Below are 25,789 nucleotides of genomic sequence, written 5' to 3'. Positions count from 1 at the left end.
TGATGGCATTCATTCGCTGAAGGAGGCTCGGAACGGTGTCCCAGGCACCCCAAGTTCCCGCAGGTCAGAAGGCATGGGATGGTTCCATGGTGGTTGATCGCCCGTTGGTTGTTGCGTTCGGCCGTTGTGACCGTTGATGCTTTTGGTGTCGCGGCGATGAGGCCCGGGCTGACCAGCCGGCCTTGCCGCCGGTATTCAGGTCCACGCACTCATCCACGGGGGAACACCCATGTCCATGCGTATCCGAACGAGCGCTCTGACCGCGCTCGCCGTCGCCGCCCTGACGGCGGGCACGGTTCTCGCAGCGCCGTCGGCCGGCGCCGCGCCGAAGGCCGCCGTGCCCAAGTTCCTGTCAGCCACCCAACTGCCCCCGCACCCGACGTCGTCGTGGACCGCCGGGCCGGTCACCGAGGGGTTCCCGGAGGGGCTCGGTCTCTGCGTGAGCACGGAGGGCGTGCCCTCCTACGACTACCGGAACCGGGAGTTCTGGACCGATCTGGACACCGGCGCCGTGCAGTTGACCGTCGTGGCGGACTCGGCCTCTCTCGCCAAGGCCCTGGCGAAGCACTACGACGACCTGATCCGCACCTGCGCCGAGCGCATCGAGGCATCCTCGCCCGACGTCGAGGCCGAGGTCCGGGACTACGGCAAGCTGCCCGTCGAGGAGGGCGCTCGCGTGCGCGGCCTGCACACCGAGACGTCGTGGGGGGCCAACGACGTCGCCCTGCTGTCGGTCGGGCGGGACGGCAACACGGTCACCGTCGTCAAGTGGGGACAGATGGGCGACTTCGGCGACGCGCCGGTGGCCGCCTTCAAGAAGACCACGACCACGGCGGTGAACAAGCTGTACTGACCGGGCGGCCACCGCAATGGTGGCCGGGGCCGTCCCTTCGGTACGGGGATCGGAGGGACGGCCCGGTCCCGGTCCGGTGCGTACGGGTGCGTAGCAGCCGGGAGAGCCTCGATGGGCGGGCCGGCCTGGCCACGGTGCATCGGCCATCGGCCGGCTCCCTTGTGCGTGGTGGAGGCGGGGAACGGGCTGCCGGCCGCGGTGTCGAGTGAGGCAGGCCCCTGGGCAGGGGCCCTGTCAGGGGAGGGGGCGGTGAACGTCCGCCGTTCCCGTCGCGGCGGTCTTCACCCGACCGAGCAGGGTGTCGGTGACCGGATGGCCGTGCCTACCGCGTGACGATGGAGCCGCACCTCACGACGTCGTGCCGCCGTGTGCTGCGGGAGGCGGTCGGGATCCTCCGCTTGCCGGCGCAGTCCGTCGTGGAGCGCTTCGTACGCATGCCGGTGCGGCCCCGACGCAGTCCGGCCTGCCTGCGTGCGAGTCGGCAGCAGGAGCCGCAAGGACCAAGGACGGGCAACGTGCAAGACAGTCCGGAAGAGCCCGAGGGCCGCTGGGCCCGCTTCCGCAGGACGCCCCTGTGGCCGGCGACCGTGCTCACACTCATCCTGGCCGCGGCGGCCGGGCTGTTCGCCTGGTCGTACACGTACGCCATGGCCAATCCGACCCCGCGCCGGATCCCGACGGCCGTCGTCGGGTCGTACGAGGACGCGCGGGCCCAGGTCTTCCTGTCGAGGATGGGCAAGGCGCTCAACTCCTCGCTGCACGCGCGCGTCTACGACTCGCGGGAGACGGCGCTGGAAGCCGTCGAGGAGCAGCGTGTCTTCGCGATCTTCGAAGTGCGTGACGACGGGCGGCACGTGCTGCTGGACGTGACGTCGGCCTCCGGTGCCTCGGTGGCGGAGCTGTTGCGGCAGGCGGCGCCGAGGGTGGGACGGGCGACCGGGATGTCGGTGACCGTCCGGGACGTCAATCCGCTGCAGAAGGGCGACCCGCGGGGCCTGGCGATCTTCTACATCTCGCTCGCCGCGGTGATCATCGGCTTCGTCGGCGCGATCCAGCTCAGCGTGCACGCCCGGGGGCTCACCGCCCTGGAGCGGATCGCCTTCACGGCCGCCTACTCACTGCTCGGCGGATTCGCCATCGCAGCGGCCGTGGACTGGCTGCTCGGCGCGCTCGATCTGCCGTTCGTGGAGTCGTGGCTGATCCTGGCGCTCACCATGTTCGCCAGCGGCATGACCTTCACCATGTTCAACACGTGGATGGGTCGATGGGCGATGATCCCGACCTGGGGCGTGATGGTCCTGCTGGGCAACCCGTCGTCGGGCGGCGCGGTGTCGTGGCCGCTGCTGCCGTCGGCGCTGGGCGTCATCGGACGGTGGTTGCCGCCCGGCGCCTCGGTCAATGCCCAGCACACGGCGGTGTACTTCCCCCGGCACCAGCACGCCTTCCCGTTCCTGGTGCTGGCCGGCTGGGCGGTGGTGTCCTGCGCGGTGTTCCTGATCTGGCGGCACCGCCACCCGGGCGGGCGGGAGCGCCGGCCGGCGGACGACGTGGCACCCGGGAGCGACGGCGCCTGACACCGGCGCTCGTGGCAGCCGTCCGGCCGGTCGACGGGTGTGCCGAAAGCGGGAGTGCGCACGCCATGTCGCCGGGAAGAATGGCCGCCATGACGCACGAAGGCTCCGCCATCGATCCGACCAGGCCCAGTATCGCCCGTGTCTACGACTACCTGCTCGGCGGCAAGGACAACTACGCCGTGGACCGCGAGATCGGCGACACGTTCAAGCGCGACCTGCCAGGTTCGGTGGCGATCGCCTTCGCCAACCGTGCGGCCCTGACCCGGGCGGTCGGAGAGATCGCGAAGACCACTGGCATCCGGCAGTTCATCGACTTGGGCAGTGGCCTGCCCACCGCGGACAACGTCCACCAGGTCGCGCAACGGCACGCTCCCGAGTCCCGGGTCGTCTACGTCGACACCGACGCCCAGGTGCTGGTCCACGGCCGCGCGCTTCTGGAGAACAACGACCTGACCCGCGTCGTCGCGGTCGACGTGCGCAACCCCGAAGGCATCCGCCGCCACCCCGCCACGCTCGAGATCATCGACTTCTCTCGTCCCGTGGCCGTCATCCTCAGCGCCATCCTTCACCACGTGAACGACGACGAGGACCCGGCCGGCATCGTCCGCTACTGGCGCGACCAGGTCCCCTCCGGCAGTTGCTTCTTCATCAGTCACTTCCGCTCCGGCGACAACCCCGAGACCGTGGAGGCCGAAAAGGTGCTCCAGCAGACCTTCGGCCGCGGACGATGGCGCACGGACGCGGAGATCGCCTCCCTGCTGGACGGCCTGGAGATCCTCGACCCGGGGATCGTCCCCGCGTCCCTGTGGCGGCCGGACGAGTCCGACCCAGCCCGAGGTGAAGGGGAGCTCACGGTCTGGGAACGCCTCATCGTCGCCGGCATGGCCCGCAAGACCTGAGACGTGTGTCGGGTGCGGCGGACGGGTGGCCGCATGACGATGGACGGGTACGGGATTGTCGGTGGAGGAGTGGGGCATCGCGCAGGCGGACACCGGCGTGGAGGAGGTCGATCTGCTCGTCGTGGGGGGTGGCAAGGGCGGCAAGGCCCTCGCCTGACCAAGCTCTTCAACGCCTGGACCGACTGATCCACACCTCTTCGGCTGCGAGCGCGGCCGTCCAATACACGAGAGGCTCGGACGGAGCGGACTCGGCAGGCCGCCGGAATGCCGAGACGCACCACATTGTGAGGGAGCGATCCATGTCGAACCCCGAAGCGGACGCCGAGAGGCAGATCCTCGGTCGTATCCAAGAGATGATCAGCCAGGAGAAGGACCTGCGCGACCGCCTGGCCGAGAACACCATCGACCAGCCGACCGAGCACGAGCGACTGGCCCAGCTGGAGACGGAGCTCGACCAGTGCTGGGACCTGTTGCGTCAGCGCCGTGCCCGGGCCGCGGCCGGGCAGGACCCTGCGGAGGCGCAGGTGCGCCCGGCCTCGCAGGTGGAGGACTACCTTTCCTGACCTCAGGCCCCGGTGAACGGCTCCGCCGATGAAGCGGCCGCAACCATTCGATGCCGATGAGGCGGCGCTGCTCCTCGAAGGAGGTTGACCGGATCGGGGATGCCGTCGGAAAGCGGGTACTCGCAGGACACTGGAGTGGAGGAACGGCCTCAGCCGTGGCGTGGCACGCGGTGCAGGGCCCGTGCGTCCGGCCGGCGAGGGGACCTGACCGTGATCGAGACCTGTGCGGCGTCGCTGTTGCGGTTGATGCAGGTCAGCCATACGGCAACGTTCGAGCAGCTGCCGCGTCTGATCGCCGATCACGCCGCCGGCGTGGGCATGTACGACGTGCTGCTCTTTGTGGTGGACATGCGGGAGACAGTGCTGCGCCAGCTCACCGGCCACGGTCCGGATGCGGGGGAGGGCGGGCAGTCGTTCACCGTGTCGGGCAGTCTGCCCGGGCAGGCGTACCAGCGCGTGGAAGTGATCCCGGAAGCCGCACAGGTTCGGGCCGGCGATGCCGCCCGGCGGCGCTGGTGGGTGGCTGTCACCGACGGTGTGGAGCGGCTGGGGGTACTGCGGGCCGACACCGACGCCGACACGGAAGCCGTCCGCCAGGCCCTGAGCGATCTTGCCTCGGTGGCTGCCCTGCTGCTTCTGAGCAAACGGGCTGTCAGCGACTCCCACGCGCGTCTGGTGCGGACCGAGCCGATGAACGTGGCCGCGGAGATGCAGTGGAATCTGACCCCGCCGCCCGCTTATGCCGGGCACGACGTGACTGTGGGGGCGGTGATGGAACCGGCCTACCAGGTGGGCGGGGACGCCTTCGACTATGCCGTGGCGGGCCACACCCTCCACCTTGGCGTCTTCGACGCGATGGGACACGACACGACCGCCGGCATCACGGCCAACGTGGCCGTGTCCGCCTGCCGTAACGCCCGCCGACAGGGGGCCTCACTGGACGAGTCCAGCCGGCAAGTGGAACGCGTCCTGATCGAGCAGTTCGACGCGCGCCGCTACGTGACGGCGATCCTGGCAGAACTGGACATGAGCAGCGGTACGTTGACGTGGGTCAACCGTGGCCACCATCTGCCGATCCTGATCCGCGACAACCGATGGACCACTGACCTGTCCTGCCCGCCGGCCGGGCCCATGGGAGCCGACCTGGGCCTGCCCATCGTCACGGCCGGGGAGCAGCTTCAACCCGGCGACCGCCTCCTGTTGTACACCGACGGCGTCGTCGAAGCCCGCGACGTCTGGGGACGGGAGTTCGGCCGGGACCGGTTCGTCGACTTCATCCGCCGCCACCACTCCGGCCGACTCAGCTTGCACGAGACCCTCCGCCGGCTGATGACGGCGGTCATGGAGCACCACGACGGCAACCTCGACGACGACGCCACCGTCCTGCTCACCGAATGGCGCGGCGGTGACCAGGGGGAGTTGACCCCGTGAACCACCCGGCCCGCAGCCCGCGCGGGCGTGCGGGCGAGGCGGTTGCCGCCGGTCGGCGGAACCGCGAGCGGATGCGGGCGGTATCGGAGCGCCGGTGGGTCAGGCCGTTGGGCGGTCCGCCAGGGAGCGGGTCGCCTGTTCGATGAGGCGCTGCAGGTACAGCCCGCGTGTCGCGTCGAGCGCGGTGGGTCGGCCGGTGCGCACCGCGGTGGCGAAGGCGCGGCGCAGGATCGGCCAGCACTCCTCGTGGTCGATGTCGGCCGTGTCGTAGGACAAAGGCTGTTGCGGGCCGAAGAGGTCGATGCGGGTGAGTGCGCGGGGTACGGCGACGGCGCCGGACAGGGACGCCTGGCTGACCGCGCCGCTCTCGTGTTCGCAGGTCAGCTCGATCCAGCGGCGTGAGTCGCCACTGCTGCGGATGGCCTTGATGGGGCCGACGGCGGTGTCGAGCAGGTCGAGGAGGTGCGGGCCGAGATCGAGCAGCGCGCCGTGTTCCAGTCGCCAGCCGGTGGCGAACTCCCCGCCCAGGAAGGCGCCGTGAAGGTAGCAGGAGCGGGCGCCGGTGATCTCGTGGGCGCGGGCGGCCTCCAGGAAGGCGTCGGTGGCCGGGTGGTAGCGCTTGGTCAGCACGAGTTGGGAGACGACGCCGGCGGCTTGGACGGCGTCGGCGACGCGTTCGGCGGCGGCGAGATCGGGACCGAGGGGCTTCTCCAGGAGCAGGGCCTTCCCCCTGCGGGCCGCGCGGGGGGCCAGCTCGGCCTGGACGGCGGGCGGTACGGCGAAGGCGATCGCCTCGCAGCGGTCGAGGAGTTCGTCGAAGGAGGAGGCGACGTGGGCGCCGTAGGGTGCTGCGGTCTCCTGCGCTGCCGCGGGGCGACGGGCCCATACGGCGGTCAGGCGGGTCTCGGGCCCGGCGGCGAGCATGCGGGCGTGCATGGCGCGCGCCCAGGGCCCCGCGCCGACGAGGCCGACCTCGACGGGCGGGTGGGTGAAGGGGCCGGAAGGGGTGGTCACGGCGGTGGTCCTGTCTGTGCTCGGGCCCTCGGTTGGGCACGGCCCGCGGAACGGTGGGGGTGGGACGGCTCTCGCCGCGGGCGTCGCGCCTTTCACGAGGTGAGGGCGGCCAGTCGGGTGTCGGCGCGGGCGGGGGAGTAGAGGAACTGCACGACCATGGAGGCCGCACCTATGACGCCGGCGTGGTCTCCCAGGCGTGAGGTGACGACCTGGAGGTTGGCGGTGGCGCGGGGGAAGGCGCGCTGGTAGAGCAGTTCGCGGACGCCGGTCATGAACGGGGCCCCGGACAACTCCCCGGCGATCATGAGGACTCCGGGGTTGAGGAGGCTGACGACGGTCACCAGGACCTCCCCGGCCCGGCGGCCGGCCTCGCGGGCGAGCCGGATGGCGTCGGGGTTGCCCTCGGCCAGCAGGCGCTTGACGTCGGAGGCCGAGGCGGCGTCGGTGTGCAGGGCGGACAGCTGACCGGCGATCGCGCGGCCACTGGCGACGGCGGCCAGGCAGCCGTGGGAGCCGCACATGCACAGCACGTCGGGCCGGTCGTGCAGGCGGATGTGTCCGATGTCGCCGGCGCCGCCGTCGATACCGCGGTAGACCTCGTCACCGACGACGACGCCGGCCCCGATGCCGGTGGAGACCTTGACCAGGACGAACGCCGTGCAGTCGCGGTGGTTGGCCTGGTGCTCGGCCAGCGCCATGAGGTTGGCGTCGTTGTCGACGAAGACGGGGACGGGGCCGTTCTCCATGCTGGGGCCGACGTGCTCGGCGTAGGCCCTTTGCAGGCGTTCCCGGATGGGGAACTGGTCCCACCCGGGCATGATCGGGGGCTGGACGACGCGTCCGGTGTTCCAGTCGACGGGTCCGGGGACGGACAGGCCGATGCCGCAGACGCGTTCGGCGTCGACGCAGGCCGCGGTGATCAGCTCGGGGAACCAGCCCCCCAGTGCGTCCAGCACGTTGTCGGGGCCGTCGCTGATGCGCATCGGCCCGGTCTGCTCGGCGAGGATCGTGCCGGCGAGGTCGAGTACGGCGGCCCGTGCGTGGCGGGTCTCAAGGTCGACGGCGATCACCGCGGCGTGCGAGGGGTCGAAGACGATCTGCTGGGTGGGACGCCCGCCGGTGGAGGGTCCGACGGTGTGCTTGAGCCAGCCGGCGCGGTTGAGCAGGTCCAGACGCTGGCCCACGGTCGACCGCGATAGTCCGGTGACCTGTTGCAGATCGGAGCGGGTGTTGGCCCGTCCGCTGCGGATGAGTTCCAGCAGCTCTCCGGCGGTGACCTGATTCGTCGTCAGCATCTGGCCCCTCATGTGGTCAGCTCTTGTCGGCACCGCTGGTCAGACCTTCGGTCAGCAGGCGTTCGGCGGCGAAGAACAGAAGTACCACGGGGATCGTCAGCACCACGGACCCGGCCATCAGGACGGTCTTGGGCACCTCCACGCCGTTGGAGAGCTGTGCCAGGCCCAGGGAGACGGTCCACTCGCCGGGGTCGGCGGCCAGGAAGAGCAGCGCGAAGAGGAACTCGTTCCAGGCGATCATGAAGACGTACAGGCCGGTCGCCATGAGGGAGGGCAGGGCGACGGGCAGGATCACCTTCCGGACGGTCTGCAGGCGGCTGGCGCCGTCCAGGGCCGCGGCCTCCTCGATCGAGTAGGGGACGGTGACGAGGTAGTTCTTCAGCATGTAGATCGACACCGGCACGGTCTGGGCGACGTAGACGATGGCGAGTCCGGTCAGGCTGGAGGACAGGTGCAGCTTGGCGAAGATGACGAACAGCGGCACGGCCAGCAGGGTGGCGGGGAAGAGGTAGACGGCCAGGAAGAGCGCGCTGACCTGGCGGTGGCCGAAGAACTTCAGGCGGCTGATGGCGTAGGCGCCGGGGACGGCGGCCAGCAGGGTCAGGGCGACCGTACCGAGGGAGACGAGGGCGGAGTTGAGCAGGAACTTCAGGAAGCCCTGGCCGCCGGCGTCGGTGGAGCGCAGGACGTCGCGGTAAGTGGTGAGGGTGAAGTCCTTGGCGGAGATCCACAGGGATCCGGGGTCGAGCAGCAGTGCGTCGATGGGCCTCAGCGACAGCAGCAGCATGTAGTAGAAGGGCAGCAGGGTGATCACTGCGAGGAAGGCGATGACGAACCAGCGCAGGACGCCGAAGAACCTCTCCTCGAACCGGGCGCGCGTCATCACGACTCCTCCTGGACCTTGTTGCCGAAGAACTTGAAGTAGAAGCCGAGCAGGATCATGAGCGAGGCGGCCAGGACCAGGGCCTGGGCGGCGGCGGCGCCGACGTCGTAGCGGGCGGTGAGGAAGTCGTACACGCGCACGGCGGCTACGTCGGTGCCCGCGCCGCCGCCCGTGAGCAGGTAGACGTCGTCGAACTTGTTGAACGTCATGATGAAGCGCAGGACGCACAGCAGGGCGATGACCGGCATGAGCTGCGGCAGCAGGATGTGGCGGAAGCGTTGGGTGGGGGTGGCGCCGTCGACGAGGGCGGCTTCCTCCAGGGCGCCGGGGACGGCCTGGAGACGGGCCAGGATGAAGAGGAAGGCGAAGGGGAAGTAGCGCCAGCACTCGAAGGCGATGACGGTCAGCAGGGCGAGCGGGATGTCGAAGTGCCAGCCCAGCACGTCGACTTCGTAGGCGCGGGTGGAGAGGAAGGCCACGGGGTCGTCCCAGCCGAACAGCCGCCGTCCCCAGTCGTTGACCACGCCGTACTGCGGGCTGAGCGCGACTTCCCAGACGAACGCGACGGCGACGACGGGGGCGACGTAGGGCAACAGCATGGCGGCGCGCAGCAGTCCGCGGCCGCGGAAGGGCTTGCGCAGGGCGAGAGCTGCGATCAGGCCGAGGGCGACCGAGCCGAAGGTGGAGCCCGCGGTGTAGAGCAGGGTGGTGGTGAGGCTGGACCAGAAGCCGGCGGAGGCGAAGACCTGGTCGAAGTTGTCGAGGGTCCAGTTGCCGAACAGGCCCATGCCCTGGATGTCGACGAGCTTGGCGTGCTGGAAGGCGAGCAGGATCGTCCAGGCGATGGGGAGGATCACCACGACGAGGACGACGATGAAGGTGGGGGAGACGAACGCCAGGCCGGCGCGGTTGGCGCGGCGGCTGGCGGTCATGGGCCGGCGGTGTTCGGCGGGGCGCTCGGCCGGCGCGGTGTGGGTGTCGCGGCGCTGCGGTGCGCCGGCGGGGGCTGTTGTCATGAGCGGACCTTTGTGACGTGCATGCGGGCGGCTACTGGAGGGACTTCTGCAGGGCGGAGACGTCGTCGTCGGTTTCGTGGGCCGCCTCGGAGGGGGAGATCTGTCCGCTGGTCATGGCGCCGATGGCCTTGGGGACGGGCAGTTCGCCGTTGGTGGCGCCGACGAGGGCTCCCTCGCCCTGGGTGATGCCCCAGCGGCGCATGTCGCTGACGCCCGCGGCGAGCTGGTTGAGCAGGCTCGCGGGGTAGACCTGGTCGAACGGCTTCTTGGTGTCGACGCCGATCTCGCTGTGCCGCCAGGCGTCGAGGTAGCGGTGGGGCTGGGTGGCGGTGCCGTTGCGGACGGGGATCTTGCCCTCGGGAGCCATGCCGAACCAGGACTCGTAGCCGGTGCCCATCATGTACTCGATGAACTCCTGGGAGGCCGCCGTCTCGGCGGTCTTCGTGGTGACCCAGGAGGTGATCTCACCGAACTGGGCGGCCTCGGCGGCGTCGGGGCCCTTCATGGCGGTGACGATGCCGCTGTTCCGGGCGAGGTAGCGGGGGTCTTCCTTGCACTGAGAGCAGCTGGGCAGGGCGTCCTTGCGCAGGCCGGCGAGCTCGTCGAGCAGGAACGAGGACCAGATGATCATCGAGGACCGGCCGGCGAAGTAGGTGGCGCGGGTGGAGTCCACGGTCTGGGTGCCGGGGGCCCCGTAGTCGCGGGCGAGTGCGTCGTAGGTCGTGAACGCCGTCTCGCACTGCGGGGATTCGAGGGCGACCGCGTGCTGGTCGTCGACGAGCTGGCAGTCGTTGGCGAGGGCGAGGCTCTCGAAGCTCTGCGAGGTGAAGGCGTCGCTGGGGTCGGTGGCCGCGGAGATGCCGTAGGAGCCCTTGGTGGTGAGGGCCTTGGCGGCGGCGAGCGCCTGGTCGTAGGTGCCGGGGGCGGCCAGGTTCTTCTGGTCGAGCTGGTCCTTGCGGTAGACCAGCAGCTGGAGCCAGGCGTCGGAGGGGACGCCGAGGCTGGTGGCGCCGTCTGAGGTGAGTTGGAGCGCGTTGGCGTTGAAGGTACTGCGGCCCAGTTCACCGACGATCCGTCGGGGGATGTCGGTGTTGAGCAGGCCGTTGCTGTACATCTGCCAGACCTGGCCCATGGGGGCGGCGCCGATGACGTCGGGCAGTGTGCCGGAGGCCGCCGCCGACATGATCAGCTGCGGCATCTGACCCTCGTCGACGCCGACCAGGTGGACCTTGATCCCGGTCTCCTCCTCGAACCCCTTGATGATCTTCTGGGTGACCGCGACCCGGTCCGGCAGGTTCTCCTGCGTCCAGACGGTGATCTCCCGGTCGGGTTTCCCGGGCCCGGTGCTGCTGGCGCAGCCCGTGAGCAGCCCGAGTGTCAGGGCTGCGGTGATGCCCACCGCGATCGCGTTGGATCGCCGGCTCTTGGTGCGCATTGCGTGTCCTCGTTCCGACTTACGTCTACTGCTCACGCATCTCAGCATCACTTATGCGTGTTGACAAGACATAAGTGGGGGCTATTGTCGACGCAACCGCACTCGCAATCCCCCTTCCGGAGTCATCCGTGGAACGTGTCGTCCAATTCACCGGCCCCCGTCAGGTGGAGGTCGCCGAGCAGGTCACCGCCGATCTGCCCCCGGGTCATCTGAGGGTCCGCACCCGCTACTCGGGCATCTCGGCCGGCACCGAACTCACCGCGTACCGCGGCACGAATCCTTACCTGACGCGCACCTGGGATCCCGAGGCCCGCCTGTTCCGCGAGGGCGCCGCCGGCATCGAGTACCCCGTGGCCGGCTGGGGCTACTCCGAGGTCGGCGAGGTCGTCGAGACCGCCCCCGACCTCGACGGCGTCCCGGGCCTGCCCCGCCCCGGCGACCTGGTCTGGGGCATCTGGGGACACCGCAGCGAAGGCATCGTCCCCGCCGAGCGCATGATCGGCCACACCCTGCCCGCCGGCCTCGAGCCCCTCGCCGGCGCCTTCGCCCGCGTCGGCGCCATCGCCTACAACGCCGTCCTGGCCGCCGACATCCACCTCGGCGAGGACGCCGCCGTCTTCGGCCAGGGCGTCATCGGTCTGCTCACCACCCGCCTCGCCCAGCTCAACGGCGCCCGCGTCACCGCCGTCGACGCCCTCGACAGCCGCTTGGAGACCGCGAAGCGCTACGGCGCCCACACCACCCTCAACGCCCGCACCGAAGCCGTCGCCGAACGCATCCGCGAAGCCACCGGCGGCCTCGGCGCCGACCTCGCCATCGAGATCAGCGGCGCCTACCCGGCCCTGCACCAGGCCCTGCGCTCCGTGACGGCCGGCGGACGCGTCGTGGCATCCGGCTTCTACCAGGGCGACGGCATCGGACTGCGCCTGGGCGACGAGTTCCACCACAACCGCGTCCAGCTCGTCTGCTCCCAGATCGGCGGCGTCCCTCCGCAGCTGTCCCACCGCTGGACCGTCGAGCGCCTCCAGCAGACCTTCCTGCGCCTGGTCGCCGAGGGACAGATCGACGTCACCTCCCTCGTCAGCCATGTCGTGCCCGCCGCCGACGCCGCCGACGCCTACGTCCTGCTGGACGAGCGCCCCGCCGAGGCGCTGCAGGTCGTGCTGGAATTCTGAACGTCTCGAAAGGCCCCCTCATGCTCAAGACCGCGGCACAGGAGCAACTCCTGCCCGGAGACACCCTGCAGGCCAAGTGGGAATTCGCCCAGCAGGCCGGCTACGACGCCATCGAACTGCGCGGCAAGGGCGAACTGCACTTCGCCTCCCGCCTGGAGGAACTGCGCCAGGCCCGCAAGGACGGCGTGGTCATGCCCACCGTGTGCGTCGACATGCTGCACTTCTTCGGCGCCTTCGACGCCGACCGGCGCCGCGACGCCCTCGACCAGATGAAGTCCCAGCTCACCGTGATCGCGGAGATAGGCGGCCTGGGCGCCCAGACCCCCGCCAGCTACGGCATGTTCTCCCGCCGGCTGCCTCCCTTCGAACCCCCGCGCGGCGAGGGGGAGGACCGCGAGATCCTCCTCACCGGCCTGACCGAGCTGGGCGAGCACGCCCGTGACGAGGGCGTCACCCTCTTCCTGGAGCCGCTCAACCGCTACGAGGACCACATGGTCAACCGGCTGGAGCAGGCCGCCGACCTCGTCCGCACCGTCGGCCTGGACTCCGTCCGCATCGGCATCGACAGCTACCACATGAACATCGAGGAAACCGACCCCGCCGCCGCGATCCTCGCCCACGCCGACCTCATCGGCCACGCCCAGGTCTCCGACTCCAACCGCTTCCAGCCCGGCGCCGGACACCTCGACTGGCCCGCCTGGCTCGGCGCCCTGCACACCATCGGCTACGACGGCCATCTCGCCCTCGAATGCCGGCTGACCGGCGACCCCGTCGAGGCTGTCCGCTCCGTCCCCGCCTTCCTCAAGAGGTCCGGCGCGTGAAGTCCCTCCTGGATCGGCCCGTGCCCACCGCGACCGCGGCCCTGACACTGCGGCGCGGTGCGGCGCGGGTCCTCATCGACAACTGGACCGGCACCTCCACCGTCCCCTCCCGCACCCTCTACCCCCACCAGTGGAGCTGGGACTCCGCGTTCATCGCCATCGGCCTGCGGCACCTGTCCGTGCGCCGCGCCCAGCAGGAGCTGGAATCCCTCCTGACCGCCCAGTGGGCCGACGGCCGCGTCCCGCACATCGTCTTCAACCCCGCCCTGCCCCACGACGCCTACTTCCCCAGCCCCGACTTCTGGCGTTCCTCCAGCGCGGGCCGTGCGGCGGGCGCACCCGCCGCCCCCGAGACCTCCGGCATCGTCCAGCCTCCGGTCCACGCCCTGGCCGCCTGGCTCGTGCACCGTGCGGACCCCGTCGAGTCGGCGCGCCGCGGCTTCCTCGCCCGCGTGGCACCTCGCCTGGCCGCCTGGCACGACTACCTCCTCACGCGCCGCGACCTCGGTGGCGCGGGCCTGGCCGCCGTGGTCCACCCCTGGGAGCCCGGCATGGACAACAGCCCCAGCTGGGACCGCGCCCTCACCCGTGTCGAACCCACCGCACCGGACACCTTCCGGCGCGCCGACCTCGACCACGGACACCCCGCCGACCGGCCCACCGACCTCGACTACGGCCGTTACGTCCGCCTGGCGACCGACTACCGCGACGCCGGCTACGACGACCGGGCCACCTCCTTCGCGTTCGCGGTCGAAGACCCCTGCTTCAACGCCCTGCTCATCGCAGGCGAACACGCCCTGGCCGCCATCGTCCGCGAACTGGGCGGGGACGGCACCGGTCACACCGAGCGCGCCCACACCCTCACCCGGCACCTGGTCGGCCGCCTGTGGGACGAGGGGGCGGGCATCTTCCGGGCACGCGACCTCACCGACGACACCCTGGTCGCCCAGGACGGCGTGAGCGGCCTGATCCCCCTCCTCGTCCCCAGCCTCCCCGCACACATCACGACCCGGCTCGTCGCCACCCTCACCGGACCGCGCTTCAGCGCCCCGGCCACCCGGCTGGTCCCCAGCCACGACCTCACCGGCCCGGCCTTCGACGCCCAGCGCTACTGGCGCGGCCCCGCCTGGTTCAACACCGCCTGGCTCATCCACCGCGGCCTGCGCACCCACGGCCTGCGCGAACAGGCCGAAAACCTGCGCCAAGGCATCGTCACCGAAGCGGGAGCCTCCGACTTCGCCGAGTACGTCGATCCCGCCACCGGCGACGCACGCGGCGCCCGGCACTTCTCCTGGACCGCCGCGCTCACCCTCGACCTGCTGTGCGCCGACCGCGAGGAGCCCACCGCATGAGCCCGGCCGACGACCACATCCAGCTCGTACGCGACGCCACCTTCGTCCGCCTCGACGCCGCGGGCGCCATCACCGGAACCCGCGGCCGCACCCCCGACGGCCTGTTCCTGCGCGACGCCCGCCACCTCAGCCGGTGGCAGCTCACCGTCGACGGCGGAACACCGCTCGCCCTGGCACCAGCCGACGCCGACAGCGACGACACCGCCACCTGCGTACTGACCCCGGCCGGCACCCGCGACGACCCGCCCGCCTACACCGTCTTCCGCGAGCAGACCCTCACCGCAGGGACGTTGAGCGAACACCTGCGCCTGGTCAGCAACCGTCCCGAACCGGTCACCGCCCACGTCGCCCTCACCGTGGACGCCGACTTCGCCGACCTCTTCGAACTCCGCGCCGACGACCGCCACTACGACAAACCCGGCGCCCAGCACACCACCCACGTCACCTCGGAGGGAGTGCTCCTCGACTACCGCCGCGCCGACTGGCACTCCTCAACCGCCCTGACCTCCCGGCCCGTTCCCCACGACGTCACACCCGCCGACGACACCCCGCACTTCACCGCCCGCACCCTCACCTGGCACCTCCCGCTCGACGCCCACGGCGAAGCGGACCTCCACCTCACCGTGCACGCACGGCCGCACGGACTGCCCGAGCCCCCGGCGCTGCCCCGGCCGGCCCTCTCGGCGACCACGGCTACCGACGACCTGACCCGCACCTGTGACCGCGGGCTCGCCGACCTGGACCTGCTCACCATCACCGCCACCGGCGTCGACGGCGAAGAGGTCCACGTCCCGGCCGCCGGCATCCCCTGGTTCCTCACCCTCTTCGGACGCGACTCCCTGCTCACCTCCTACTTCCTCCTGCCCCACCGCCCCTGGACGGCCGCCGCTACCCTCAGCGCACTCGCCGCCACCCAGGGCACCCGCCACGACCCCGTCAGCCGCGAGCAGCCCGGACGCATCGTCCATGAGACCCGCCACGGCGAACTCGCCCACTTCCGCCAGGTCCCCTACGGCCGCTACTACGGCGCCGTCGACGCCACCCCGCTCTTCCTGGTCCTCCTGCACGCCCACTACCAGCGGACCGGCGACCCCTCCGTGGCCAGGCGCCTGGAACAGCACGCCCGCCGGGCCGTCGACTGGATGTTCACCGACGGAGGCCTCACCCGCCACGGCTACCTCGTCTACGAACCCGACCCCGGCGGCCTGGTCAACCAGAACTGGAAGGACTCCGCCGGCGCCGTCTGCTTCACCGACGGCACCCAGGCCGACGGCCCCATCGCCGTCTCCGAAGCCCAGGGCTACGCCTACGACGCCCTCCTGCGCACCGCGGAACTGGCCGAGGTCCTCTGGCAGGACGGACCCTACGCACAGCGCCTCCGGGAAAGCGCCGCGGACCTGCGCCGTCGCTTCACGGCGGACTTCTGGATGACGGGCGCCGACTTCCCCGCGCTCGCCCTCGACGGCCGCGGCCGCCAGGTCGACGCCCTCGCCTCCGACGCCGGACACCTGCTGTGGTCCGGCATTCTCGAACCCGAGGCCGCCCGGCGCGTCGGACGGCGGCTGATGGAACCGGACTTCTTCTCCGGCTGGGCCGTCCGCACCCTCGCCGCCGGGCAGAAGCCCTACCACCCGCTGTCCTACCACCGCGGCAGCGCCTGGCCCCACGACAACGCCGTGATCGCTCTCGGCCTGGCCCGCCACGGCCTCGCCGACGAGGTCCGCCGACTCACCCAGGGCCTGTTGGCGGCCGCCGCCTGTCACGGCGACCGCCTCCCGGAGGTACTGGCCGGCTACGACCGCACCGCGACCACCCGGCCCGTCCCCTACCCCCACTCCTGCTCCCCGCAGGCCTGGGCAGCGGCAACACCCCTGGCCCTGCGGACGGCACTGGAGTCCGTCTGACGCCGAGCCGAACGAATGGACCACCACCGACCCGCCTCGGAGCGACCTCCGGGAGCGGTAGGGAGCCGAGGCACCGCTGAACGAGCTCAGGTGAGCACCTAGCACGCCGCACCCAGTGCGCCGTCCGGGCAGGCGCTGTGCCACTGGCCGGCTGGAGGGAGCGGCGGGGCGAAGACGCGAAGACGCACCTGAACCTGACGCTAGACACCGTCAACCGGCCGAAGAACGCCGCACGGGTCGTCGTTTCACTCCGCCGCAGCAGTCCGTGTCCGGCGATCAGCGTGCGATGACGCAGAAGGGGTGTCCGGCTGGATCGGTGAGAACTCGAGCTTTGTCCCCGTGAGGCTGATGATCAGGCTTGCCCGCACCGAGCTCCCTCAGCCGTGCCTCGGCTTCTCCCAGGTCCTCATCGACCTTGAAGCAGACGTGCAGTTGCTGCGGAACGATCTGGTCAGGCCAGCTCGGGGCCCGGTAGCCGTCGACCCGTTGAAAACCGAGCGAGAGTCCATGCTCGCCGGTGAGGCCCGCGAAGTCGGCGTCCGACTTCGGGTGCAATGCCAGGCCTGTGGCCTGTTGATAGAACGCCGCCAGAGCCAGCGGATCGGGGCAGTCCAGCGCTATCGCAACCAACCGCAGAGGCATGGCATCTCCGAGCCGTCGGGGACTTCCGCGATCAACAGCCTAGAGGTGGGGCATGATCCCGCCCCAACCGCCGTCACCGCTGGGCGCATCCCCTGAACCGGCGCCATGTTCGCGCCTCTCGGCTGCGCTGTGCCGGCAGCTGGTCTCCGGCCTGATGATCAGCGATTCCGATGCTCGGCCGTCGGAGGCGCCGATCGGCATGCCGACCGACCCTGGTCCGGGCGGTCGTCGTGCACCCTCTGCGGGTCGGTCATCGGTTGGGGCCGTCCGGCTCTCCTGCGACAACGGGTGGAACTGGCCGACCCGCAGGACCGCCGAGACCGGCGCAGCCGCCTACTCCACGCTCACCCCACTGGGCCGCGGCACCGCCGGCAACGACCGGGTGGGCATGCTGTGGGAGCGCGCGAAATACCAGCACATCACCTTCTCGTCCTTCGACATGCGGTGGCTCGGCGGCGTCTGCGCGCCCGTCACGGTCACCCCGCCCGTCTCCCTGCCCGCCGGAACGGCGACCGAGGTGACCGTCCGAGTCGTCAGCCAGAACGACAAGGGATTGCCCTCGGGTTGGGTCTCCCTCAAACTGCCGTCCGGCTGGAGCGCGCCGTCCGTCACCGTGCCCACCCTGAAGCGGGGTCAGGGCGCCACCGCGAGGGTCCCCGTCACCATCCCCGCCACCCCGGGCACCGCGTCGACCACCGCGACCTACCTCGTGCGCGGAACACAGCGGTCCTACGGCGACGGCACCCTCACGGTGAGCACTTCCTGAACCCCGGGCCACCCGCACAGCCGACAACCAGGAGATCGTCCGCTCGATCACCAGGCGGCGCCGGCCTCGTCGTTCGCCACTCTCGATGCCCTTGCGGTCGATGCGCACCCCGATGCGCTTGCCCCGCAACCATGTCCGCGGGCAAGGCACGTCGTAAGCCTTGTCCGCAGGGCTGCGCTGAGCCTTGCAAACCGGTGTCGCCTGCTGCGATAAGTCCGTTCAGCGCAGCTCAGGGGCACTTCTGTGTTCCGGTATCAAGATCCGGACCTACTCGGTGGGCCTGGTCGAGATCGAGCAGGCCCACGCCTGACCCGCGCCGTTGATCCGCCCGGCCCTGCTGCGCGATCGGCAAGGTGCCGAAATCCGGATGATGCGAACGGAACAGGGACGCTAGCGTGCGCGTATGGATCTTGCACCCGGAAAGAACGTGCCCGCCGTTCCCGTTCCTCTCGATGCCGAACTCCAAATCGCTTATGACGCCTACCTGGCGGAGGAACCGGACTCGGCGCCGATGAGCCTCGAAAAGCTGTCGGTGGTCCGCGCGGAGGTCGACGCCGCGGTGGCGGCGCTCGAGGACCTCAGCCATGGCGGGCGCTTCACCGTCGTCCAGCCTTCGGTGCCCGGCCTGGACGGCGCCCCCGAGATCCCGCTGCTGGTGTGCACACCCACCGGCGCGCCCGCATCGCGGCCGGCGCTCTACTTCATCCACGGCGGCGGCTTCTACGGTAGCGATCACCGCACCGGGCTCGACCAGATACTCGAGACGGCCGAGCGGTTCGGGGCCACGCTGATCTCGGTCGGCTACCGGCTCGCGCCCGAGCACCCCTACCCCGCCCAGATCAACGACGCCTACGCCGGTCTGTTGTGGGTCGCCGACCACGCGGACGAGCTCGGCATCGACTCGGAACGCATCGTCGTCACGGGCTTCAGCGCCGGCGGCACCCTCAGCGCCGCGCTCGCTTTGACCGTGCGCGACAAGGGCGGTCCCCGCCTGCTCGGCCAGCTGCTGATTGCCCCGCTGCTCGACGACCGCAACGACAGCGCCTCAGCCCTGCAGATGGACGACGTCGAACTCTTCGACCGCAGCCGCAACGGGTTCGCCTGGAGCTCGCTGCTCGGCGACGCCCAGGGCGAAGCTGACGTGCCGCAGTACGCCGCGCCCGCCCGCGCCACCGACCTGGCCGGCCTGCCGCCCACATACCTCGACGTCGGCTCCGCCGAGTGCCTGCGCGATGAGGTCCTCGCCTACGCCGACCGGATCTGGCAGGCCGGCGGCGAAGCCGAGCTGCACGTGTGGCCCGGCGGAATCCACGGTTTCGACCGGAAAGCCCCCGAGGCACGGATCAGCAAGGCCGCTGTCGCGGCACGCCGCAACTGGCTGGAGCACCTTCTGAACGTGTATGGCCAGTGAATCTTTTTCCCGCAACCGGTTCCTAGGTGAGTTTCAGGAACGAGGTCACGCACCGCGGCGGACGATCGCCACCCGTCGCAAAGGGAGCAGGACTTGGCGTCCTCGTGGCCGCATCATTGCGACGCAGGACGAGGACGCCGAGGCGGACGGGAGTCCTGCGGAGGTGCTCAAGCGCGCCGGGGTGGAGCTTGGTCGCCCGGCTGCCGGCTGCCGGCTGCGGGTCGTTACGCCGGATCGATACGGAAGACGCTGCCGCCGATGGCGAAGACGTACAGTTCGCCGCTGCCGCTCTGCGCGAAGGAGATGACCTCGCCGCCGTTGACCCCGAGGTCGTTCACGGCCGTCACCTTGCCGTTCTTCAGCCGCAGCGAGCGGATGGTGCCGTCGCAGTAGTCGCTGAAGACGTACTGGCCCTTGAGGGCTGGTATCGCCCTGCCACGGTAGACGTAGCCGCCGGTCACCGAGCAGCCGAAGTTGGTGCGGTCGTATTCATGGACCGGCGGTACGTGGTTCGCGGGCTCCGTGCCGCCGCGGAAGGGATGGGTGCCCTCCATCTGGCCCCAGCCGTAGTTCTCTCCGCCCGTGCTGCTCGCGGGGGCCCAGTCGATCTCCTCCCAGTCGTTCTGGCCGACGTCGCCGATCAGCAGGTCGCCCGTGCCCGCGTCGAAGGAGAACCGCCAGGGGTTGCGCAGTCCGTACGACCAGATCTCACCCTTGGCGCCCGGGGTGTTCACGAACGGGTTGTCCGCCGGGATAGCGTAGGGCGTGCCGCCCCTGGGGTCGATCCGCAGGAGCTTGCCGAGCAGTGTGCCCAGGTTCTGTCCGTTGCCATGCGGGTCGCCGCCGGAGCCCCCGTCGCCGAGGGCGATGTACAGGTAGCCGTCGGGGCCGATCTTGATGTCGCCGCCGTTGTGGTTCGCGTAGGGCTGTGTCTGGGTGAGGACGGTGCGGCGGGTGTGGGGCTGGATCTTGCCCCTGCGTACGGCGAACTCGTCCACCGTGCTGGTGCCTTCGAGGTTCGTGTACGAGATGTAGAAGTGCGCGAACCGTCTGTCGAACGCGATGCCGAGAAGCCCGCGTTCGCCGTCGACGGTGGTCTCCGCCGATATGTCCAGGACGGGCCTGCCGAGGCCCCGGTCGCCGAGGACCCGGACCGTGCCCGCGCGTTCGGCGATCCAGAGCTTCCCTCCGGGTCCGGCGGCCCCTGCCGTGGGGTTCTTGGCCGTGGCCACGTTCTTGAGGGTGATGTGCGCCGCCTGCCGTGGGGCAGCGGGCTCGTCGGCGGACGCCGTGGTCAGGGCGAGGGATGCGACGAGACAGATGGTGCCGATGATCGCCGAGCTTCTGGTGCGAACTCTCACCGTGTTCCTCCTGGAGGCGGTGAATCGGCAGGTCGCGTGACTGCCCGGGCCGGTCGTGCGGGGTCGTCTGCGACAGCGTGCAACCTGTGGGGGGTGTGGGGAGGGAACCCTGTGCTACCGGCCGGATACGGGGGAGGATACTGGGACGGCCGCCCTTGGTATAGACCAGCTGCGCCGAGCGTCGCCAATCGGCCGGTCCTCGCCGCCCGGCTCCCCGCCCCCCAAGGGCGGCCTCTACGACCGGTACCGCATGGATCCCGACCTCGACGAGATCGCCCGCGACCCGCGCGTCAGCGGCGTGGATTTCTTCCGTCAACTGCCCAAGACCCAGGTCGAATCCCCGATCGGCCCCACGCTCACCCCGAACTTCTCCTACCGCATCTCGACCGCCCGGCTCACGACGCTCGCGCCGTCGCGTGCGATCGGAACCGGCTGCCCGCAGAGCTGGCGCCCCTGGAAGTCGCCCCGGGGCTCGGCCTGGTCTCCGTCATGTTCTTCCGCTACGACATCGGCGACATCGACTTCTACACCGAGGCCGCGGTAGGCGTCGCCGTCAAACCCGCACGGCACACGGGGCTCGGCTTCTTCGACCTGGTCACCGGCCTCAAGAACGAACGCCTCGAGTCATGCGTGCTGTCCCTGCCGGTCAGCACGGAGATCGCCCAGGTATGTGGCCACGACGGCTACGGCTTCCCCAAGTGGGTCACCGGGCTCGACGTGGACATCGACCGCGACCGGACGACCGCCCGCGTGGCCAACGGCACCGGACCTCACCCTCCAGGTCGGTCAGGGCCGTATGGTTGACGACCTGCGCTCATTGAAGCCGTTCAGGACCGTTCAGTTCGACGTGATGACGGAGGGGCAGCTCGCCCTGCACATGCCGGTCCCCACCTCGGTCCCGTACCGGCACAAGCTGCGAGGAGCCACCGCCTGACCACCGATCAGGCCACCCGCTCCGGCGTCGCCCGCGGCCCGGTCCCTGCCCGTGTCCTCACTCGCACCGCGCTCCGGCGGCTGACCTGGCGGTTACCGTCGTCCCACGGCTGTGCCGACGCCGAGGCACGTGCCCGGCGCACAGCGGAGGCGGAGCGCGAGCCGGCGGAGCGTGTGTACAGCGCGCGGCTGTGCCCGGCGCAGCTCGGCGGCGGGGAAGGCGAAGCCCAGGACGCGTCGGACGCTTCGTCGCGTTGACGGCTACCGCCACATCGCGGCAGGGCGTGCGGACGTCGGCTTCCGCAGGCCCACGGCGAGCACGCCTCAGCCCTGGCTCCGGGCAGCGTCCAGGGGGTCGACCTCGAGGGTGACGTTCCGCTGACTGGGCAGAACACGACTGGCCACGCGCCAGACGTGACGACGAACAACCGGTGACAGCTACCGCGTCCCGTCAGCAATGCCGAGTACCCGTCGTGTCTCGGCTGCGATCTGCCGTATCTCGCCGGTGGCGACCACGAGGACCGGGACACCTCTCACCGCCTGATCGATGCGCCGGTGGCCCTCCCGCATCAGATCTTCCAGTGGGGGGACGAGCAGCCCGCCTCGTACACCGAGAACAGCCAGAGCCGAGCAGATCTCCTCGCGTACCTCGGGCTGGTCCTCGCCGATCTCCCCGGTGAAGACCAGTGCGTCCAGCCGGTCCAGCGAGGCGGCCATCGCGGCGATGCCCCTGCGGCAGCTGAGCGTGAACGTCGCCAGCGCCAACGCGGCCGCGGCATCACCCTCCGCGCGGGCACGCACCAGGTCCCGGGTGTCCCCGGAGGTGGCGGAGAGGCCGAGCAGACCGGAATGCCGGTGGAGCGTGTCATCCAGTTCGTCCGTACTCAGACCATGCCGCCGCTGCAGCCACAGCAGCGCGCCGGGGTCGAGGCTGCCGCTGCGCCGGCTCATCACCAGCCCTTCCAGCGGAGTGAAGCCCATGGTGGTGTCCACGCTGCGTCCGTTCCGGACGGCACAGGCCGAGCAGCCACCGCCCAGGTGCACGAGCACGACCTGGAGGTCGTCGACGGGTCGGCCCAGGGCCTGCGCCGTCCTCTGCAGGGCCCACGCGTAGGAAAGCCCGTGGAAGCCGTACCGGCGCAGCCCGTATTCGGCTCGCCACCGCTCCGGCACGGCGTACGTGCGCGCTTCTGCCGGCAGATCGTTGTGAAAGACAGTGTCGAAGCAGGCGACATGAGGAACATCGGGCAGGAGTTCCCGTGCGGCGTCGACCACGTACAGGGCAGGGGTCACGTGCAGCGGCGCGAGATCGGCGACGTCCGCCAGCAGAGACCGTACGCGTGCGTCGATCGGCGTATGTCCCGTCAGGTGGGGACCGCTGTGGACGATGCGGTGACCAACCGCCGCAGGAGCGGGCACCTCGCTGAGGAGGTTCCGTAGTTCCGCCGCCGCAGCGGGCCCCGGGGGTTCCGAGGAGTGTCGATCCGTCACCCGTTCACCGTCCGCCGCGAACAGAACTGTGTGAAGGCTCGAGGAGCCGGCGGCGAGGACCAGTACATGACCCTTAAGGCTCTCGTCGGAGCGGTCGGCACTCATCACGCACCTCCAGTGCGCTGCGTCCTCCGGCACGGTGGGCCCGCCGCGGAGTTCGACCTTTGCTCAGGGGTGGCCTCGGTCATGATCGGGTGGTGCCCCGCCCGGCTCGGCGGGTCGGCCGGGAAGGACGCCGATGTCCCCGTCGCCCTCCTCCAGAACGGGTGCCCACGCCTCGGCCAGGTCGACCTGTCCGTTAGCCGCCGGTGGCGCCGTGGCGTCCGTCTGCCGGCGGACGCCCCAGGCGGTGCGGGGGCGGTTCCTCCCGCAGACCGGAGGCGAGGTCCCTGCCCGAACCGGAGGGCCGACCCAGGGCCGGCGGCAGGCCGGCCCGCGGCGCGCTAGTCATCGTGGTTCTCCTGAAGCTGGCGGCGACGCTCCTGTTCGCGCTTGGAGTAGGCGGCCGCCCGGATCGCCTCGTCGCTCTCCAACCCTGATCCCAGCGCGGCGCCCACCGTGGCGACGGCAGCGACAAAACAGGCCAGCGTCACGTAGTCCTCGGCGTGCAGCGGGGTCCGCGTCGTGGAAGCGAACACATGGTCGTTGAGAATGAACAGGGCCAACACCCAGTTGATGACCAGCAACCCCGCATAGCAGACGAGCACCCCGATGCCGACGGTCGCGACCGTCGAGGCGTTGTACAGCCGCGTCCTCTGCCTCGCCTCCGGCGACTTCTCTGCCGATCGATCCCATAGCTCCGCGTCTATGATCAGCCAGCCGATCATGATCGCGACAGATCCGACCGTGGCGATCACAAGGCGTGGCGTCCCGAAGGACGCGGCCAGGGTCCAGACGGTGGAGTTCACGGTGGCGACCGCCCCCGTGACGAGCGCGGCCGACAGGGCTTTCGACAAGCCCGGCACCAACCGCCACGGCCGGTTGGCGCGGACCATACCGGCGAGCACCCTCAGGTAACCGCGCGGCCCACCGACGACGTACCGAAGATCCTCGGTCTCCTTCTCACCGGTCTGGTCCGGATGATCAGGCCCGGGACGATCGACGGAGGGCCCCGGCAGCGGCTGATTTCGTGGAGGCCCGTCGGCCCCGGTCATGTCCGGATCCGCCATGCCGAGCACGGCTTCTTCTACGGCCTGCCGGGCCCTCGTCTGCAGCCGCAGGCCTCCCAGTGAAGGAAGGGAGAGCAGCGCCAGGCCCTGTTCGTGATTCAGGTTCACAGCGAGCCTGCGCCCGTGTGAGTGCAGCGGAAGGTCGGTGAGGGCCACGACGATGTCCCAGTTCTCCGTACTCCCACGGTCCATGATCCGCCGCATCAAAGTGGGCGGGTCTTCCGCCCCGGCGGTGAAGGGCTCGCTGACCACCTCGACGTCGAACCGTCGCCCCTGGCCCGACTTGTCGGCGAGCCGAGAGGAAAGAGTCCGGGCCATGCGCTGAGCGATCTCCGTCGGCGCGTCCGGATCCGCCAAGAGAGCCACGACTGTAACGCCCTGCGACGAGACCTGCATGACTGGACCTCCTCGTCGGCTGCCCCGCCGCATCCCAAGTGCCCACAGACGCCGCAGAGGTAACGTCGACGCCGCGTGACACTCCGGCCCCCACCCGCAGGTGCAGGCGGTCACAGGACCCGCTCCGACCATCGGTCCACGAGCGCGTCGACCACCGCGAAGACCTCCCCGGCATCACCCCGGCACGCACCGCACGCCGCGCCGCCGACCGGCCTGTGAGGCGCAGCGCTGCGTGCTCCTCGGCGTCGGGACGGCTGGCGGGCCACCTGAGCTTCCTCTGGGCCTGCCCGGCAGTCTCGCCGGGGCCGCCCGTCGGGTGCACGACGTCGGCCTCGAACCCGGTGAGCGCATACCGCTCCACGCGGACGGCGTCGTTGATCCGTGACCGCGGGAGCAGGAAGGCGCAACCTGGTCGCGGTAGGCATAGCTGGGCCGTTCTGCGGGCCACTCGAAAGCCTCCTCAACCGTCCCCCCGGAGGAGCGCCTTTCATTGTGGGCGCCTCACGGGCTCAGTTCGTGAGGTCGGCCTTGCCCGAACAGGACCGTGTGACTGGTGGGGAGTTGACCCGCTGGGTCTGCTCCCCTTCGGCTGCTGCGCGGCTGGCGTCTGCGGCGCCGACAGGAAGCCGCTGGCGAGCAACATGGCGAGCCCCCGCCGCCGTGACGGGCTGTGATGCGGGTCGTCGCGCATGGGTCACCCCGGATGTCGCGCCTCGCCAACCCGGCCGCGGTTCCGGACGGGTGTCCGGAACCGCGGCGTTCGCGTCTCAGCCGCTGTTCCCGGTGCTTTCACTCGACTGGCTGATCTCGACGTGGCGGGGCTTTGCGACGTCCGCCTTCGGGACGGTGATGGTGAGCACCCCGTCCGACATCTGCGCGTTGATCTTTTCGGTGTCGACCTCTCCCGGCAGCCGCAGCCGATACTCGAAGGCTCCAGTGCGGCGGGTGCTCCGTCGCAGGACACCTTTGCGTTCCTTCTCCTTGATTTCTCCGGTGACCACCAGTTCCTGGCCGTTCGCTTCGATGTCGATGTCCTTGCTCTTGACACCGGGGAGTTCGATCTCGATGCGGAAACTGTCGTCGGACTCCGTGACGTCCGCCAGGGGTGTCCACGCGACTGCGGGCGCCGCGGCTCCCACCGTGGATTCGATCAGCCCGCTCATCTCGCTGAGCAGTTGGTCGAACTCCGTCAGCGGATTGCGTGCCCAGCCAACCGGCCTGGCCTGCATTGTGGCACCCCGCTGGTGCCGGACAGGTGTAGCCATTCCCAACGCCTCCTTCTTCTTCTTGTGATCTCGTCTCTCTTCGGGGTCATGCGAGCCAGGCGGACTCCTTGTGACGTGTGTGGGGGGAGACGTCCGAGTGGCCTGCGACGGCTGACGTGCCCGTGGTGCCGGGGACGGCC

General features: G+C 70.4%; 21 protein-coding genes and 2 pseudogenes. 12 read left to right on the top strand and 11 right to left on the bottom strand.

The features are described 5' to 3' along the window. Positions 1 to 229 precede the first annotated feature (229 nt). The 5 genes from ACFRAC_RS30160 (at position 230) to ACFRAC_RS30140 (ending at position 5,320) form a co-directional block, all read left to right on the top strand. The gene (locus ACFRAC_RS30160) at positions 230 to 853 is read left to right on the top strand and encodes a hypothetical protein (RefSeq protein ID WP_382934945.1); all 624 of its coding nucleotides are present in this window, start codon (positions 230 to 232) and stop codon (positions 851 to 853) included. 515 nt (positions 854 to 1,368) lie between these two features. Next, positions 1,369 to 2,427, top strand: coding sequence for an ABC transporter permease (locus ACFRAC_RS30155; RefSeq protein ID WP_382934943.1), 1,059 nt, complete (start codon positions 1,369 to 1,371; stop codon positions 2,425 to 2,427). An 89-nt stretch (positions 2,428 to 2,516) separates the two neighbouring features. Further along, entirely contained in the window at positions 2,517 to 3,326 is an 810-nt protein-coding gene (locus ACFRAC_RS30150) for an SAM-dependent methyltransferase (RefSeq protein ID WP_382934941.1), read from the top strand. Positions 3,327 to 3,625: 299 nt separating this feature from the next. After that, positions 3,626 to 3,889, top strand: coding sequence for a DUF2630 family protein (locus ACFRAC_RS30145; protein WP_382934938.1), 264 nt, complete (start codon positions 3,626 to 3,628; stop codon positions 3,887 to 3,889). Between the two features lie 213 nt (positions 3,890 to 4,102). Continuing rightward, positions 4,103 to 5,320 carry a PP2C family protein-serine/threonine phosphatase gene (locus ACFRAC_RS30140; protein WP_382935028.1) on the top strand — a complete coding sequence of 406 codons (1,218 nt, stop codon included), beginning with the start codon at positions 4,103 to 4,105 and terminating at the stop codon, positions 5,318 to 5,320. Positions 5,321 to 5,419: 99 nt separating this feature from the next. Here the strand turns inward: ACFRAC_RS30140 and ACFRAC_RS30135 are convergent, their stop codons facing one another. The 5 genes from ACFRAC_RS30135 to ACFRAC_RS30115 all read right to left on the bottom strand — a co-directional run bounded on the left by ACFRAC_RS30135 (position 5,420) and on the right by ACFRAC_RS30115 (position 10,963). After that, the gene (locus ACFRAC_RS30135) at positions 5,420 to 6,334 is read right to left on the bottom strand and encodes a Gfo/Idh/MocA family protein (RefSeq protein WP_382934935.1); all 915 of its coding nucleotides are present in this window, start codon (positions 6,332 to 6,334) and stop codon (positions 5,420 to 5,422) included. 92 nt (positions 6,335 to 6,426) lie between these two features. Beyond that, on the bottom strand, positions 6,427 to 7,629 hold the full coding sequence (locus ACFRAC_RS30130) for an ROK family protein (RefSeq protein ID WP_382934930.1): 1,203 nt from the start codon (positions 7,627 to 7,629) through the stop codon (positions 6,427 to 6,429). 16 nt (positions 7,630 to 7,645) lie between these two features. Further along, complete coding sequence (locus ACFRAC_RS30125) at positions 7,646 to 8,512, bottom strand: carbohydrate ABC transporter permease (protein ID WP_382934927.1); 867 nt, start codon at positions 8,510 to 8,512, stop codon at positions 7,646 to 7,648. Next, entirely contained in the window at positions 8,512 to 9,528 is a 1,017-nt protein-coding gene (locus tag ACFRAC_RS30120; RefSeq protein ID WP_382934921.1) for a carbohydrate ABC transporter permease, read from the bottom strand. Before ACFRAC_RS30120 ends, ACFRAC_RS30125 begins: the two co-directional genes overlap by 1 nt. Positions 9,529 to 9,559: 31 nt before the next feature. Further along, positions 9,560 to 10,963 carry an ABC transporter substrate-binding protein gene (locus ACFRAC_RS30115; RefSeq protein WP_382934915.1) on the bottom strand — a complete coding sequence of 468 codons (1,404 nt, stop codon included), beginning with the start codon at positions 10,961 to 10,963 and terminating at the stop codon, positions 9,560 to 9,562. Positions 10,964 to 11,091: 128 nt separating this feature from the next. On the opposite strand from ACFRAC_RS30115, the gene ACFRAC_RS30110 reads away from it, so the two are divergent. Genes ACFRAC_RS30110 through ACFRAC_RS30095 form a run of 4 tightly spaced genes read left to right on the top strand, consistent with a single transcriptional unit; the run spans position 11,092 to position 16,215 of the window. Beyond that, entirely contained in the window at positions 11,092 to 12,138 is a 1,047-nt protein-coding gene (locus tag ACFRAC_RS30110; RefSeq protein ID WP_382934909.1) for a zinc-binding alcohol dehydrogenase, read from the top strand. A gap of 20 nt (positions 12,139 to 12,158) precedes the next feature. Continuing rightward, positions 12,159 to 12,959, top strand: coding sequence for a sugar phosphate isomerase/epimerase family protein (locus ACFRAC_RS30105; protein WP_382934907.1), 801 nt, complete (start codon positions 12,159 to 12,161; stop codon positions 12,957 to 12,959). 20 nt (positions 12,960 to 12,979) lie between these two features. After that, entirely contained in the window at positions 12,980 to 14,311 is a 1,332-nt protein-coding gene (locus ACFRAC_RS30100; protein WP_382934902.1) for a hypothetical protein, read from the top strand. Continuing rightward, positions 14,308 to 16,215 (top strand): glycogen debranching N-terminal domain-containing protein, encoded by a 1,908-nt coding sequence (locus ACFRAC_RS30095; protein ID WP_382934899.1) that lies wholly within the window; start codon positions 14,308 to 14,310, stop codon positions 16,213 to 16,215. Before ACFRAC_RS30100 ends, ACFRAC_RS30095 begins: the two co-directional genes overlap by 4 nt. Before the next feature lie 276 nt (positions 16,216 to 16,491). Here ACFRAC_RS30095 and ACFRAC_RS30090 read toward each other — a convergent pair whose 3' ends face one another. Continuing rightward, a complete protein-coding gene (locus ACFRAC_RS30090) occupies positions 16,492 to 16,857 on the bottom strand; it encodes a VOC family protein (protein ID WP_382934896.1) in 366 nt (121 codons plus the stop codon). Between the two features lie 388 nt (positions 16,858 to 17,245). Between ACFRAC_RS30090 and ACFRAC_RS30085 the strand changes: the two genes are divergently transcribed. Continuing rightward, a complete protein-coding gene (locus ACFRAC_RS30085) occupies positions 17,246 to 17,623 on the top strand; it encodes an NEW3 domain-containing protein (RefSeq protein ID WP_382934893.1) in 378 nt (125 codons plus the stop codon). Positions 17,624 to 17,635: 12 nt separating this feature from the next. Here the strand turns inward: ACFRAC_RS30085 and ACFRAC_RS30080 are convergent. After that, a pseudogene (locus ACFRAC_RS30080) lies at positions 17,636 to 17,809 on the bottom strand (IS5/IS1182 family transposase); the annotation flags it as partial. Positions 17,810 to 18,026: 217 nt separating this feature from the next. Here ACFRAC_RS30080 and ACFRAC_RS30075 point away from each other — a divergent pair. After that, positions 18,027 to 19,034, top strand: a complete 1,008-nt coding sequence (locus tag ACFRAC_RS30075) for an alpha/beta hydrolase (RefSeq protein ID WP_382934890.1) — start codon at positions 18,027 to 18,029, stop codon at positions 19,032 to 19,034. Positions 19,035 to 19,258: 224 nt separating this feature from the next. On the opposite strand, the gene ACFRAC_RS30070 is transcribed toward ACFRAC_RS30075, so the two are convergent. Continuing rightward, positions 19,259 to 20,395 (bottom strand): PQQ-dependent sugar dehydrogenase, encoded by a 1,137-nt coding sequence (locus ACFRAC_RS30070; protein WP_382934888.1) that lies wholly within the window; start codon positions 20,393 to 20,395, stop codon positions 19,259 to 19,261. A 250-nt stretch (positions 20,396 to 20,645) separates the two neighbouring features. On the opposite strand from ACFRAC_RS30070, the pseudogene ACFRAC_RS30065 reads away from it, so the two are divergent. Next, a pseudogene (locus ACFRAC_RS30065) lies at positions 20,646 to 21,329 on the top strand (acetoacetate decarboxylase family protein). A gap of 437 nt (positions 21,330 to 21,766) precedes the next feature. Here ACFRAC_RS30065 and ACFRAC_RS30060 read toward each other — a convergent pair. The 3 genes from ACFRAC_RS30060 to ACFRAC_RS30050 form a co-directional block, all read right to left on the bottom strand. Next, positions 21,767 to 22,819 (bottom strand): acetate/propionate family kinase, encoded by a 1,053-nt coding sequence (locus tag ACFRAC_RS30060; RefSeq protein ID WP_382934886.1) that lies wholly within the window; start codon positions 22,817 to 22,819, stop codon positions 21,767 to 21,769. A 443-nt stretch (positions 22,820 to 23,262) separates the two neighbouring features. Beyond that, positions 23,263 to 24,384, bottom strand: coding sequence for a hypothetical protein (locus ACFRAC_RS30055; RefSeq protein WP_382934884.1), 1,122 nt, complete (start codon positions 24,382 to 24,384; stop codon positions 23,263 to 23,265). Between the two features lie 767 nt (positions 24,385 to 25,151). Further along, positions 25,152 to 25,649 (bottom strand): Hsp20/alpha crystallin family protein, encoded by a 498-nt coding sequence (locus ACFRAC_RS30050; RefSeq protein ID WP_382934881.1) that lies wholly within the window; start codon positions 25,647 to 25,649, stop codon positions 25,152 to 25,154. Between the last annotated feature and the right edge of the window lie 140 nt (positions 25,650 to 25,789).

Origin of the sequence: Streptomyces sp. NPDC056628 (assembly GCF_042792555.1) — a bacterium.
Classification (GTDB): domain Bacteria; phylum Actinomycetota; class Actinomycetes; order Streptomycetales; family Streptomycetaceae; genus Streptomyces.
Note: the sequence above shows the minus strand (reverse complement) of the source record. Positions and strands in the feature narration are given on the sequence as shown.

Bases quoted from the DNA above. Each gene is read 5' to 3' on its own strand.
- ACFRAC_RS30160 (WP_382934945.1), top strand. From the start codon at position 230: ATGTCCATGCGTATCCGAACGAGCGCTCTGACCGCGCTCGCCGTCGCC.
- ACFRAC_RS30150 (WP_382934941.1), top strand. From the start codon at position 2,517: ATGACGCACGAAGGCTCCGCCATCGATCCGACCAGGCCCAGTATCGCC.
- ACFRAC_RS30145 (WP_382934938.1), top strand. From the start codon at position 3,626: ATGTCGAACCCCGAAGCGGACGCCGAGAGGCAGATCCTCGGTCGTATC.
- ACFRAC_RS30130 (WP_382934930.1), bottom strand. From the start codon at position 7,629: ATGCTGACGACGAATCAGGTCACCGCCGGAGAGCTGCTGGAACTCATC.
- ACFRAC_RS30125 (WP_382934927.1), bottom strand. From the start codon at position 8,512: ATGACGCGCGCCCGGTTCGAGGAGAGGTTCTTCGGCGTCCTGCGCTGG.
- ACFRAC_RS30120 (WP_382934921.1), bottom strand. From the start codon at position 9,528: ATGACAACAGCCCCCGCCGGCGCACCGCAGCGCCGCGACACCCACACC.
- ACFRAC_RS30115 (WP_382934915.1), bottom strand. From the start codon at position 10,963: ATGCGCACCAAGAGCCGGCGATCCAACGCGATCGCGGTGGGCATCACC.
- ACFRAC_RS30105 (WP_382934907.1), top strand. From the start codon at position 12,159: ATGCTCAAGACCGCGGCACAGGAGCAACTCCTGCCCGGAGACACCCTG.
- ACFRAC_RS30095 (WP_382934899.1), top strand. From the start codon at position 14,308: ATGAGCCCGGCCGACGACCACATCCAGCTCGTACGCGACGCCACCTTC.
- ACFRAC_RS30090 (WP_382934896.1), bottom strand. From the start codon at position 16,857: ATGCCTCTGCGGTTGGTTGCGATAGCGCTGGACTGCCCCGATCCGCTG.
- ACFRAC_RS30085 (WP_382934893.1), top strand. From the start codon at position 17,246: ATGCTGTGGGAGCGCGCGAAATACCAGCACATCACCTTCTCGTCCTTC.
- ACFRAC_RS30075 (WP_382934890.1), top strand. From the start codon at position 18,027: ATGGATCTTGCACCCGGAAAGAACGTGCCCGCCGTTCCCGTTCCTCTC.
- ACFRAC_RS30055 (WP_382934884.1), bottom strand. From the start codon at position 24,384: ATGCAGGTCTCGTCGCAGGGCGTTACAGTCGTGGCTCTCTTGGCGGAT.
- ACFRAC_RS30050 (WP_382934881.1), bottom strand. From the start codon at position 25,649: ATGGCTACACCTGTCCGGCACCAGCGGGGTGCCACAATGCAGGCCAGG.